The 12,161-nt window shown below is 63.7% G+C and carries 14 protein-coding genes; 8 read left to right on the forward strand and 6 right to left on the reverse strand.

Annotation, left to right across the window (positions count from 1 at the left end; all coding sequences use genetic code 11):
- Window positions 1–246: 246 nt before the first annotated feature.
- The 3 genes from ACHIRB_RS19985 to ACHIRB_RS19995 all read left to right on the forward strand — a co-directional run bounded on the left by ACHIRB_RS19985 (window position 247) and on the right by ACHIRB_RS19995 (window position 3,255).
- Entirely contained in the window at window positions 247–846 is a 600-nt protein-coding gene (locus ACHIRB_RS19985) for an alpha/beta hydrolase (RefSeq protein WP_395126545.1), read from the forward strand.
- Window positions 847–914: 68 nt separating this feature from the next.
- A complete protein-coding gene (locus ACHIRB_RS19990) occupies window positions 915–1,484 on the forward strand; it encodes a TetR/AcrR family transcriptional regulator (protein WP_395116250.1) in 570 nt (189 codons plus the stop codon).
- 127 nt (window positions 1,485–1,611) lie between these two features.
- Window positions 1,612–3,255, forward strand: coding sequence for an MFS transporter (locus ACHIRB_RS19995; RefSeq protein ID WP_395126546.1), 1,644 nt, complete (start codon window positions 1,612–1,614; stop codon window positions 3,253–3,255).
- 3 nt (window positions 3,256–3,258) lie between these two features.
- Here the strand turns inward: ACHIRB_RS19995 and ACHIRB_RS20000 are convergent, their stop codons facing one another.
- Complete coding sequence (locus tag ACHIRB_RS20000; RefSeq protein WP_199704073.1) at window positions 3,259–3,669, reverse strand: DUF5997 family protein; 411 nt, start codon at window positions 3,667–3,669, stop codon at window positions 3,259–3,261.
- Window positions 3,670–3,731: 62 nt separating this feature from the next.
- Between ACHIRB_RS20000 and ACHIRB_RS20005 the strand changes: the two genes are divergently transcribed.
- The gene (locus ACHIRB_RS20005; protein ID WP_395126547.1) at window positions 3,732–4,661 is read left to right on the forward strand and encodes a LysR family transcriptional regulator; all 930 of its coding nucleotides are present in this window, start codon (window positions 3,732–3,734) and stop codon (window positions 4,659–4,661) included.
- A 25-nt stretch (window positions 4,662–4,686) separates the two neighbouring features.
- On the opposite strand, the gene ACHIRB_RS20010 is transcribed toward ACHIRB_RS20005, so the two are convergent.
- Both ACHIRB_RS20010 and ACHIRB_RS20015 read right to left on the reverse strand, forming a co-directional pair.
- Window positions 4,687–5,253, reverse strand: a complete 567-nt coding sequence (locus ACHIRB_RS20010; RefSeq protein ID WP_395126548.1) for a hypothetical protein — start codon at window positions 5,251–5,253, stop codon at window positions 4,687–4,689.
- The gene (locus ACHIRB_RS20015; RefSeq protein ID WP_395126554.1) at window positions 5,253–7,010 is read right to left on the reverse strand and encodes a DEAD/DEAH box helicase; all 1,758 of its coding nucleotides are present in this window, start codon (window positions 7,008–7,010) and stop codon (window positions 5,253–5,255) included. Before ACHIRB_RS20015 ends, ACHIRB_RS20010 begins: the two co-directional genes overlap by 1 nt.
- A 201-nt stretch (window positions 7,011–7,211) precedes the next feature.
- Between ACHIRB_RS20015 and ACHIRB_RS20020 the strand changes: the two genes are divergently transcribed.
- Both ACHIRB_RS20020 and ACHIRB_RS20025 read left to right on the forward strand, forming a co-directional pair.
- Window positions 7,212–7,877: a HEAT repeat domain-containing protein gene (locus tag ACHIRB_RS20020; protein ID WP_395116260.1), complete on the forward strand. Its 666-nt coding sequence runs from the start codon at window positions 7,212–7,214 to the stop codon at window positions 7,875–7,877.
- A gap of 28 nt (window positions 7,878–7,905) precedes the next feature.
- Complete coding sequence (locus ACHIRB_RS20025) at window positions 7,906–8,934, forward strand: MerR family transcriptional regulator (RefSeq protein ID WP_395126549.1); 1,029 nt, start codon at window positions 7,906–7,908, stop codon at window positions 8,932–8,934.
- On the opposite strand, the gene ACHIRB_RS20030 is transcribed toward ACHIRB_RS20025, so the two are convergent.
- Window positions 8,910–9,398: a winged helix-turn-helix transcriptional regulator gene (locus tag ACHIRB_RS20030; RefSeq protein ID WP_395126550.1), complete on the reverse strand. Its 489-nt coding sequence runs from the start codon at window positions 9,396–9,398 to the stop codon at window positions 8,910–8,912. The genes ACHIRB_RS20025 and ACHIRB_RS20030 overlap by 25 nt on opposite strands.
- Window positions 9,399–9,500: 102 nt before the next feature.
- Here ACHIRB_RS20030 and ACHIRB_RS20035 point away from each other — a divergent pair, with 102 nt between their 5' ends.
- Window positions 9,501–10,211: an SDR family oxidoreductase gene (locus tag ACHIRB_RS20035; protein ID WP_395126551.1), complete on the forward strand. Its 711-nt coding sequence runs from the start codon at window positions 9,501–9,503 to the stop codon at window positions 10,209–10,211.
- A gap of 107 nt (window positions 10,212–10,318) precedes the next feature.
- A complete protein-coding gene (gene sigK, locus ACHIRB_RS20040; RefSeq protein WP_395126552.1) occupies window positions 10,319–10,888 on the forward strand; it encodes an ECF RNA polymerase sigma factor SigK in 570 nt (189 codons plus the stop codon).
- Here the strand turns inward: sigK and ACHIRB_RS20045 are convergent.
- Both ACHIRB_RS20045 and ACHIRB_RS20050 read right to left on the reverse strand, forming a co-directional pair.
- The gene (locus tag ACHIRB_RS20045; RefSeq protein ID WP_395126553.1) at window positions 10,876–11,472 is read right to left on the reverse strand and encodes a DinB family protein; all 597 of its coding nucleotides are present in this window, start codon (window positions 11,470–11,472) and stop codon (window positions 10,876–10,878) included. The genes sigK and ACHIRB_RS20045 overlap by 13 nt on opposite strands.
- 76 nt (window positions 11,473–11,548) lie before the next feature.
- Window positions 11,549–12,161: GNAT family N-acetyltransferase (locus tag ACHIRB_RS20050; protein ID WP_395127757.1), on the reverse strand; the 613-nt coding region annotated here is incomplete at its 5' end.

The following is a 12,161-nucleotide window of genomic DNA, read 5'->3' on the forward strand; positions in this document are numbered from 1 at the left end:
GCTGCGCCGGGTGCTGTCGCCTGCCCACTCACCTACCCATTTTCGAGCCAGTCCTTTCGGTGGTTCTGCCCTCCGAAAAGACGCACGAGCGGCGGACGCTGCCTATCCCAGCGCCGAGCAGGCACTTATTGCGGTCGTTACTCGCGTTTCCTCGCGATAAGCGCCTGCTCGGCTAGTTCATGCCCCGCTCATGAGAAGCGGATCACACGCGCACGTCTCGATCGCCTTCGGTGACGAACACACGGTATGCGGGAGAACGCGAAGGTGCGCGGCTACGTCCTTGTCCTGCCGGGTGGCAAACCGGAGAGTGTCGATGAGTATCAGCCATGGCGATTGGCCGGCCTGCGAACTGCGTTGGTGACGCGAGCGATTCGGGCCGAGCTCGCACCGGGCTACGTCGTCGAGCAACTCGATTACCGCTATCGCGGCTGGAATGCTCCCGATCTGCCTGCGGTCGGTGATGGGGAGTCGGCCTTACGTTCTGCGCGTAATCGTTTCGGTCCTGTACCGGTTGTCCTTGTCGGGCATTCGATGGGCGGACGAGTTGCCGCTCATCTGGCCGGCGGACCCGAGGGCGAAGCTGTCATCGGAGTTGTTGCGCTTGCACCGTGGTGGCCGAACGACGAGGGACGGCTCATCCCAGCCGGAAAGTTGCTGCAGGTTCTGCACGGCACCGCCGACAGGTGGACCGATCCAGTCGCCTCGCGCCGCCAAACCGAGCATGCGGCCGCGCGTGGGGTGCAAGCGGAGTGGCGGGCATTCGACGGTGCGGGGCACTTCATGCTCAACCGACCGTGGCGTTGGCATCGGCTCACGGCTGAGTTCGTCGACGCAATGCTTTCGTAGAACTAGCTCGACGAATCAACCGCCTACCTCCACGTACTATGACGGCAGACATACAACGAGGAGCAGGCGTGGGACGACGTTCGGATGCGCGCGAGAAGATGTTGCTGAGCGCGGTCGCGTTGTTCCGGCGGCACGGAATCGATGGCACAGCAATCGGTGACGTCATCGCCGACGCGGCTGCACCGCGTGGTTCGATCTATCACCACTTCCCTGGTGGGAAGGCGCAGCTCGCCGAAGAGGCGACGCGGATGGCGGGCGCAGCGGTAACCGCAGCAGTCGCTCATCAACTCGCCGCCGATAGTCCGGAGGCGACCCTCGCGTTTCTGATCGACACCTTCCGAAAAGAATTGCTGGACAGTGATTTCACGTCCGGCTGCCCCATCGGTGCGGCGGCACTCGAAGGTGGCGGGATGCCGGCGGCGCGCACTGCTGCCGGCGAATCCTTCGCGATGTGGGAGTCGATGGTCGCGGCCGCGCTCTGGCAGCGAGGCTTACCACTCGAGCGCGCCGAGGCGCTGGCGACGACGGTGATCGCGGCGCTGGAGGGGGCCATCATGCTGTCGAAGGCTCAGCGCAGCACGCGTGCGCTCGACCGCATCGAAGCCGTTTTGTCGGCGCTTCTACTCGACCGGATGTGACCCCCGTCACGTAGCAGTACGGGTTGCACCGCCCATCACTATCTCTCCCTTTTTCTATGCATGAGTGCATAAGTTTTGAGGCGGCCCAACAGAGTCTCGTCAGGCCCCAATGGAGAGGTGACTGCACATGACCGCGACCGCAAACCACACGACCACCGGATGGAAGGTGAGCGCACCGGGGACCCGGGCAGTCCGTCCCGTCCTCGCGCTTATCGTCCTGTGCCTCGCAGAAATGCTCGTTCTACTCGACAACGCGATCGTCAACGTCGCGTTGCCGTCGATGAGTACCGCCCTGCAGGGCAGCTTCAGCAGCCTGCAATGGATCGTCGACGCCTACGTTTTGACCTTCGCCGGTCTGCTCCTCGCATTCGGGCATCTCGGTGATCGGTACGGCCGCCGCAAGGTGATGGTCATCGGTCTCGTCGGAGTCGGCGTCATGTCGCTCGCTGGGGCGTTCGTCGGTGGGATCGGGCAAATCATCGCAGTCCGTGCCGGCATGGGAGTGTTCGCGGCGGCTGTGTTCCCGGCGACGTTGGCGCTGCTCACGGGCCTGTTCAGCGACCCTCGCGCACGTGCGGCAGCGATCGCGGCGTGGACCGCAATGGCTGGCGTCGCAATTGCCCTTGGCCCGACGGTCGGTGGCTGGTTGCTCGAACACTTCTCGTGGCGTTCGGTGTTCTGGATCAACGTCCCCCTCGCCGCTGCACTGGTCGTCGCCGCGCTGCTGCTCGTTCCGGAGTCACGCGCGCCGCACAGTGGGCCACTGGACGTGCTCGGTATCGTGTTGTCGCTGTCGGGCATCACCGCGCTCGTCTGGGCGATCATCGAAGCGCCGCACAACGGCTGGACCTCGCAGGTCACGCTCACCGGATACGGCGTCGCACTCGCCTGCCTCGCCCTGTTCGTATGGCGCGAGTTGAAAGCCCCCTACCCGGTGCTGAACCTACGTCTGCTCACCAACCGCAGATTCTCCTTTCCCGCGCTGTCGATCACCGTCGCGTACTTCTCGATGTTCGGATTTCTGTTCCTGATCACGCAGTACTTCCAAGGCGTTCGTGAGTACAGCCCGCTCGAATTCGGCCTGCACTCGCTGCCGTTTGCGCTCTCGGTCGGCCTCGCTGCTCCGATTGCTGTACTGCTCGCTCAACGATTCGGTACGACGGCAGTGATCGTCACAGGTCTGCTCATCCTGGCGGTCGGCATGTACATCGCGGGTCAGGTAACCATCGATTCGCCCTACGTCGGCACGGTGCTGATCTCGATGGTGCTGATGGGCCTCGGTCTCGCGATCGTGCAGGGCCCGGCGACGGAGGCGATCATGTCCGCGGTGCCGGAAGACGAGGTCGGCGCCGGTGCGGGCGTGAACGACACGACGCGTGAAGTCGGCGGTGCGCTCGGCGTCGCTGTGCTCGGATCGATCGTCGCGTCGAGCTACAAGACGCAGATCTGGCCGATCGTCGACAAGATCCCGGACACGCTCGCCAACGCGACCGACAAAGAATTTATGCGGCAGACGGCCATGAGCATCATCGGCCTGCGAGAAAAGCAGCAGGGGTCGATGTTCGCGTCGCAAATCGAGGGCATCATCACGAACATGAAGGTCGCCGTGCTCGACGGCTTCCACATCGCCAGCTACGTCACGGTCGGTGCCGTGCTCGTCTGCGCGGTCGTGGTTGCCATCGCGCTGCCGTGGCGACGTGACGCTGCCCAGCGGTCGATGTTGCTGGGCTGGGCCGATAAACCGAAGGAACCGGAGTCGACGCGGATGTAACCGTCAGCGGTTCTTCGCAGGCCTGTTCGTAGCTGCTGCTCGCTCGGCGGCCTTCGCCTTGATCCGCTCGTTCTCTTTCAGCACGGCGGCGTAACTCTCGCGCTCGCGGACCAGCCACGGCGGCTGGTTCGCGAGCAGTTCGTCGATCTCGGCGGCCGTGAGTGCATCGCTGACGTCCGCACGCGTAAGACCCGTGTTGGATACGCCGAGCTTCTTCGACACGACATCACGCGGGAACGGGCCCGTCTTCCGAAGTTCGACAAGCCATTCCGGCGGATTCGTGCGCAGTTCGTCGAGCTCGGCGCGAGTTATCGTCGAGTTCTGGAACGCCTCGGGCGTCGCGGGGAGGTAGATGCCGAGCTTGTTCGCCGCGGTCAAAGGCTTCATCGTTTGCTGCTGCTTATCCGGGCTCACGACATCAAGGGTATCCGGGGCGCTGCGATCATTTACCGCGCAGGTGCAATAGCCTTCGTGAAATGAGCGAGTTCTCCTCCGACGACGTACAACGCCTGACGTGGTTCGTCGCCGTCGCGGAGGAGCTACATTTCGGCCGCGCCGCGAAAACGCTCAACATTGCTCGGCAGAAACTCAGCGCCGCCGTCATCGAATTGGAAGCCGAGCTGGGACACAAGCTGTTCGTTCCCGGCGCACAGCCGACCGAACTCAGCGCCGAGGGACATGCACTCCTTCTCGAGGCGCGCGAGTTCCTCGCAGCCGAGGCGGAGAAGCGCGTCGAGGAGGTGCCCGCCACGGTTGCCGGGCTTCGTGTCGGCTTCGTCCCCGGTGTCACCGTGAGCAAGTGGACCCGAATCTGGAGCGAGCGGTTCCCTACCGTTCCGCTCGAGGTAATTCCTGTCGAGGCAGCTGATCAGGAGCACGCGTTGCGTGAAGCGCGCGTCGACATGGCGTTCGTCCGGCTCCCGATCGAACGCGACGGCATGAAGGCGATACCGCTCTACCGCGAGACGCCCGTCGTCGTCGTTCCGAAAGAACACCTGTTTGCGATGGTCGAGCTGATCGCCACCGCAGACCTCGTCGACGAGCAGGTGCATTCGGCCGACGACATCGACTCGATCACGGCCACCTTCGAACTCGTCGCTGCCGGCGTCGGTGTGGTGGTCGTGCCACATTCCATCGCTCGCCTGCACGCGCGCAAGGACCTCGTCTACCGGACCGTCACGGACGCTCCCGACACCGAGATCGCGCTTGCCTGGCTTGCGGACCGTGAGACCGAGCTGTTCGAGGAGTTTGTCGGCGTTGTGCGCGGTCGGTCGCTGCACAGTTCGCGCGCACCGGCCAAGGCCGAGCCCCGACGTGCTCCGAAACCGAGGCCGCGCACCGCGGCCGGCGGCAGGGGACAGCCGAAGAAGCAAGTGGCCAAAGGGAAGAAACCGCGCAGGCGGTGACTTGGGCTATGTCAGCTGGGATACGTCAGTTGGTGACCGTGAAGAAGTCGCCGGCGTCGATCCCGCTCAGTAGCGTCCAGCGTGGCGGTTGGGCGGCGTCTTCAACTGCAGCATTGTCGGCTGTCGCCCGGTAGAAGTCCTGTAGTTGCAACGTGATTCGAGGATCGTCGTCGACCCGTCGCGCGGTCTCGTAGAACAAGGCGAGGACGTGGACGCAACGAGCGGTCCGCGCCGAGCACGAACAGTCGGTGCTGACGATGGTAGGTGCTACGGACTCACCTGCCGCGGTGATCGCTGCGTATACCTCGTTGGTCAGGGCGCCGGCCAGGCCAGATCCCAGCGCAGTAATGCGCTCCCACGACATGGGTGCCACCTCCACGTGGACGACGGATGCGTCGTTGCCGCGATGGATGCGGGCGTGGGCGATGCGACCCTCGAATTCGGCTGTGACGCCATTGTTTCGGGCGATACTACGTGCCCGTGGCAGCAGTGGGTCGGGCCGCTTCTGGGCGAGTGGCTCGGCGAGACGGACCCAGTCCATCCCCCATGGGGTGTAGCCGAATTCGTTGGTAGCCAATCGATCCACTGACATCAGGCGTTCTCCCGCTTCCGTCGAAGAATGTCGATCAGGTGGTCGTCGTCGAGGCGCGCCAACTCTGCGACGCCGGCTTTGCCTGTGGGATCGGTGAGACTGGACTCGGACATATTCGTCAAAGTCGACTTTCGATCGTGCATCCTCGCGATGTGTTCCTCGAGCGTCGTCGTCGAGGTGAGGGTTGTGACGGTGACGGTCCGCGTCTGCCCGATGCGATGCACGCGGTCGGTTGCCTGCGCTTCGACCGCTGGATTCCACCATCTGTCGAAATGGATGACGTCGGCCGCACGGGTGAGGGTGAGCCCGGTTCCCGCTGCTTTGACGCTGAGAACCAACACGGGCGGTCCATCGGGTGCTTGAAACTCCGCGACGATGGCGGCCCGTTCTCGTTGATTCAGGCCACCGTGAAAGAACGGTGCTGTGATACCGAATCGCTCGGACAGGTGCCGGACGAGGATCTCGCCGGTCGTGCGGTACTGAGTGAAAATAAGTGTGGGCGAGTCGGTTTCGAGGTTGTTCGCGACGATGTCGACGCAGAGTTCGAGTTTGCCGGAACGGTCGGCCAGCTCGACGAGGTCGCCGGTGACCAGGCCTGGGTGATTGCACACCTGCTTGAGGGCGGTCAACGCCGCGAGCACACGCGCCTGCCGTTGCGCACCTGACCCGAACCCGCCCTCGCTGGCATCGTGGAGGACGCGGTCGTACACACGTTCCTGTTCGTCGGTCAGGTCGCACAGCAGGTCGCTATGGATCTTCGAGGGCAGGGAAGCGGCGACGTGAATCTTCTTGCGCGCCAGCAGCACCGGTTCGATTGCATCGAGCATGCGGTTCATCGCGCTTGCCGATCCAGCTTCGATCGGTTTGGTGAACCGTCGTCGAAACTGAGATTTGTGGCTGAACAGCTGCGGCGTAACGAGATTGAGTAGTGCCCACAGTTCGTCGAGATGATTTTCGACCGGTGTTCCTGTGAGGGCGATCCGGTGCGCCGCAGGCAATTTGCGTGCTGCCCGCGATACCTGCGTCCGTGGGTTCTTCAACACCTGCGCTTCGTCGAAAACGACTGTAGCCCAGCTTTGTTCGACCAAGCGTTCAGTATGCAAACGCAGGGTCGGGTAGCCGGCAACGACGACGGTGCGCGGGTTGGACACATCGATCGCTCCACCGCGGTAGCCGACTGCATGCAGATCGGGGGCGAACTTCGCAATCTCGTGCTCCCAGTTGCCGACCAACGAGGTCGGGCAGATCACCAGCTGCGGCGTGGCGGAATCGGCTTTGCGGCGCAGGTGGCCGATGGCCTGCAGGGTCTTACCGAGGCCCATCTCGTCGGCCAGGATTGCGCCGCCGTGTTCGGCTGTTGCGCTGTCGAGCCAGTCGATGCCGCGGACCTGATACGGCCGCAGGTCGGCGTGCAGCAGCGATTCGAGTTCTGCGCCCAATGCGACGGTGCGGGTGAATGTCGTCCGTGAATAGTGCGCCGAGTCGATCGCAGTCCGAGTCGGGTTCGGAATGGCATGTGCCGCAACGGGTAGCGCGTGGTCGGTGTGCTCGAGCGTGGAGAGCCAAGCGGTCAGCGAGCCGCCTGCCTTCTCGTTGGTCGGCAAGGCGTCGGGTTCGACGACGATGCACGGAGTCGCTACCACCTCGAGTGTCGAGCGTCCCGTGGTCGGCAACGCGAGAGCGACGGTGTGCGGCTCGCCCTCGACGTCGGGTGCTCGTCCCGATGGCGATGCAGGCCAACGCCAGAGCGCGAACATGTGACGGTCGGTCAGATAGGTGGCATGAAGCTCGGCCAGGAGAAGCTCCTCGGGTGGGAACAGGCTGGGTGGTGTCAGGCGACACGACCTCATTATCGTACTACATACGAGAATGTTACAGCTCGGCCGAAAGTCGACCCGATCCCAGGAAGTTGCTTGACCTTGACACAGTGACAAGGATTTCAATGGTCGACGAAGGAGGTGGTTGTCGTGAACACAACCAACCATGGCGGGCATACTGCCCGTCTCGTCGAAGCTCTGGTCGCCGCCGACCCATCGGTGCGGCTGCGAGCAGCACTCGCTGCGGGTACACACCCCGATCCGCAGCTCGTCGACACCCTTGTGGATCGGTGTGCCGTGGAACCGGACTTCTTCGTCCGCGACATGCTGACCTGGGCACTATGCCGCCTGCCTGCGGAGATCACGGTGCCGAGGCTGATCGACGAGCTCGGGTCCGGCGTGGTCCAGGCGCGTAGTCAGTCGTTGCACACGCTGTCCAAAATCGGCGATCGGCAGGCTTGGCCTGCGGTGACAGCCCTGGTGCACGACGAGCACGACGAAGTCGCGCGCAGCGCATGGCGAGCGGCTGTGGTGCTCGTACCTGAAGGTGAGGAGGCTGCGATCGCAGCCGATCTGGCGACCGAGCTCGGCCGTGGTGACCGCGAGGTGCAGCTGAGTCTCAGCCGTGCACTGGTCGGTCTGGACGAAGCGGTACTACCTGTCATCGAAGCTGCGAGGAGAAGTTCGAACCCTCGGGTGCGTGCCCACGCGGATGCGACGAAACGCCTCTGGGACGACCCGGAAGGCGGATTCGCCGTCTCCCTCGAGGTTGCCAAACGCACGAGCGTCGGCGCATCGGACGACTGAAGCTTCGGACGATGAAGGAGGAGACGGAATGTTGATCGGCGAGGTCTCGCGGCGTTGCGGAGTAAGCACCCGAATGTTGCGGCACTACGACACGCTTGGGCTGGTACAGCCAACGGGCCGCACGTCGGGAGGCTATCGCGAGTACTCCGCCGACGACATCCGTCGCCTCTTTCACGTCGAGAGCCTGAGGACGTTGGGGCTCTCGTTGCACGAGGCCAAACGCGCCATGGACGAGCCTGACTTTGCCCCGGCAGAACTGGTGGGTGACCTCATGCGACACACCCGCAGGCGGATGGCAGCAGAACGGGAACTGCTGACGACCCTCGAACGCGTCGACGCCACCTCGCCAGCGGAGTGGGACGACGTCCTGCGCATTGTCACGCTCTTGCGGGGGCTGGAGTCGGAGTCCGCCGGGCGCAGGCAACAGGCGATCCTGTCGCAGGACGGGAATGCAGCGCTGCCGATCGAGGCGCTGGTCGAGGCGATCCTGGCAGAGGACAATCTGAACGTGGCAGGTGCGTTGCAGTGGTCGCTGTCGAGGGCTGATGGAGTCGGGCTCGGGCGCCTCGCCGAAGGTCTCGCGTCGCCCGACGTCGATGTCCGGCGTAGGGCGACCGTGGCAATAGCGGCAGTCCATACGGCAGAGGCGTCGACGCATTTGTTGCGAGCGCTCGAGGACTCGGACGCGACGGTCCGGGCTCGTGCGGCACTGGCTCTCGGCTCACGTGGAGATACGAGTTCGACGTCCGCCCTGCTCGGCATGATCATCGATGGGCAGCGCGATGTCGAGGCCGCCGAGGTCCTCGGCATTCTGTCGGTGCAAACGTCGGCGGCCGACGGCATCGTCGAGGCAATGATGCGCGAGCTCGGTGTGCCCGTCGACGCACCGGCACGGCTGCGAATCACGCAGGCGCTCGCGGAGATTCCAGGCCCGGCTGCACAGCGCGCTCTCGTCGAACTGACCGCTGACGACGATCGAACGATCGCGGCTACGGCGGCGGCGATCCTGACATCACAGGACCGGAGTCGACGTCAACGCGGATTGTCGGACGGGTAGTTCGCACTTCGGACGAACGTCACTTCGTCGATATCGCGTGGCCGGTCGTCTTCGTCGATGAAGCCGACGCGCACCGAGCGGTGGCCGTCGATGGTTTCGCGATCGATCGTCGCTCCGGTGGGCGGCGGGCAATAGCCGTCACCCCACTGCTGAAGTGCTGCGAGCACAATCTTCAGCTGGGTACCCGCCGGCGTCGGGTGATAGCTGTAGCGGGGTCGAGCGCCGGCCTCCCTGTACTGGCGCTTCTCCAGAATTCCGCCTTCGACCAGTGTGTTCAGTCGGTCGGCGAGGATGTTGGGAGCGATGCCCAAGGCACGTTCGAAATCCGCGTACTTCTCGACTCCGCCGAGCAGGGCCTCCCGCAGGATGAGAAAGCGCCACCGATCGCCGACCAGGTCGACGGTCCGCGCTATCGAGCAGTACGCGTTGTCGATCCGTTGCCGCTGGGGTTCGGTGCTGCTCACCTGCGCAATCCTACGCTGTCTATCGAATCAGTAGCCAGGGTACTCAACTCGATGTACTCTAACTATCGAATCGCAAGTCAGACTCCGAGAGAAGGCAGCACAATGAGCACATCGATCACGGGCGCGGTAGTCGTCATCACGGGAGCCAATGGCGGCCTGGGGCAGGAATTTGTGGCGCAGGCGATCGAACGCGGAGCGACCAAGGTGTACGCGACGGCTCGGTCGCCACGTGAATGGGACGACCCGCGTGTGGTGGCATTGCCGCTCGACGTAACCGATCAACAGTCGATCGATGCCGTGGCACTCGCCGCCGCCGACGCGACTTTGGTCATCAACAATGCGGGCATCGGCTTGGCAAACAACTCACTTACGACGGGGGCGAGCGCCGACATTCGGCAGATGTTCGAGACCAACTTCTTCGGCGCGATCGAGGTCGCACGCGCGTTCGCGCCCATCCTCGGCGCCAATGGTGGGGGAGCGCTCATCGACGTGCACTCCGTGCTGAGTTGGGTCGGCGTCGGCGGCAGTTACAGCGCCGCGAAAGCGGCCTTGTGGTCGGCGACCAACTCGTTCCGGATCGAGTTGGCACCGCAGGGCACCCACGTCCTCGGGCTGCACATGGGGTGGGTCGACACCCCGATGGCCGCAGGCGTCGACGTGCCCAAACTGGATCCCACAGACGTTGTGCGAGCCGGATACGACGGCCTCGAAGCCGGTGTCTACGAGGTAGTGGTCGACGACTTCACCGCGCAGGTCAAGCAGCTACTGTCCGGCTCGATCGAAGATCTCTACAGGGAATTGCCCCGGCGCTGACCAACGCTCGACCCCTGACCTCGGGTTTCGCCCGCCGCGGTCCTGGGAACCCTCGTCACGTGATGTGGTCGGCGTCACTTTCCGCGTGACGTTGGAAGGTAGGGCATTTGACCGATCGAGTTCCGGTTATCGAAGAGCAGACCGTCGATCCAGGCGGCCTGCTCGCGGACATCGCGTCGGGCAGAAAAGATTCGTTTGCCCACTTCTACGACCTCACCGTAGCCCGGGTGTACGGGACTGCCCTCAAAGTTCTGCGTGACCCGGGGTTCGCGCAAGACACGACGCAGGAAGTGTTTCTGCAGGTGTGGCGCGACGCGCATCGATACGACCCGGCGCAGGGCAGCGTGTGGAGTTGGGTCGCGATGCTTGCCCACAGACGAGCGGTCGATCGGGTTCGCGCCGAAAGTTCGGCGTCGCAACGTGATCGCCTGCATGCCGCGCGTGGTCACACCGGCGATTTCGATCACGTCAGCGAGGACGCACTCGACCGCATCGAGCGGGACGAGGTCCGCGACAAGATGGCCCGGCTCAGCGGTCCGCAGCGTGAGGCGATCGAATTGGCCTACTTCGGCGGCTGCACCTATCGCGAAGTGTCCGAAGCCCTCGGAGTGGCGCTACCGACCGTCAAATCTCGCATCCGTGAAGGGTTGATCCGAATGCGTGGTCAGCGGGTCTGAGCGTCACGGACTTCCTCGGCCACACGTTCCAGCCGATCAAGGTAGTCGGACCACCACGTCTCGTCGACGCCGGGTAGGTTCTCGTTGCCCATCATGAAACCTGCTGTGCCGTCGATTAATTCACGAACGATGTCCGCGTGCCCGGCGTGCCGATTCGTCTCGGCAAGCATGTGGACCAGAATGCGATGCAGGGTGACGTCACGGTGCTCGGGTAGCCAATGTTCGACACAGCCTGCGGTATCGACCGTCGACGCCTCGATCGTCGCATCGGAATGCGCGCAAACCTGTCGGTAGAGTTCGATGATCTCGGACCGCGATTCGTCAGCAGTCGCCCAGAAGTCGACGTTGGGTTCGTCGGAGGTGAGCCACGGCGGCATCGGTTCGAACGGTCGGCCGAAGGTGTCGCCGAAATAGCCGAGCTCGCAACCGATCAGATGCTTGACCAGGCCGAGGAGGTTGGTCCCGGTAGGGGTAAGTGGTCGCCGAATGTCGTACTCGGACAACCCTTCCAGCTTCCACAGGAGATTGCCCCGTGCCACCTGCAGATAGTAGTGCAAATCGGTCTTCGGATCCGATTCGGGCATAGTTCAGGACACTTCCACGAACGGGCTATCAGTGCTCACTTTTGCGCTAAAACTGAGCACTGAGAGCCCGTTCGCGTCAGTCGATCGGTTGCGGACCCTCACACATCGTCGATTCGTCGACCGAGTGGCGGAACCACAACGCGTCGATGGTCCGGCCATTGGGCAGCGTGTCCGGCGTCGGGCCCTCCGGGGCGACGAAACCAGCCGCCGACAATGCTCGAATGCTTGCGGTGTGCGTTGTTTCGGTGCCGGCATCGACGACTGCGATCCCGAGATGCCGATGCGCGAAAATAGCTGCAGCACCGAATAATTCACTGCCGTACCCACGACGGCGATAGTCGGGAGCCAAGACGACACCGATGTCGGCGGTACCGGTGTCCTTCGGGCTTACAGTGACCAGTCCGGCAACCCTTCTCGCTGCGGCGTCGATCACTACCAAGCCTTCGTGACCCGGAGTTGCGAGTGTGCGTGCGGATCCGGTACCAGGGGTGATCCGTAGTTCCCGGGAACGCTCGGGTTCGTTCACCACAATGCCCTGCGGCCACCCGAGCCACCGCTGAGCTTCGGGATCGCTGGCTGCCGCGGCCACGGCTATTTGTTCGCGCACAATGGGTGTGCGAAAAACGAAGTGTGGGGTGTACCAATGATCTTGGACAGTGACTCTCGTTTTGAGAGAGGATCTGTACGTG

This window comes from Antrihabitans spumae (genome assembly GCF_043944905.1).
Taxonomy (GTDB): domain Bacteria; phylum Actinomycetota; class Actinomycetes; order Mycobacteriales; family Mycobacteriaceae; genus Antrihabitans; species Antrihabitans spumae.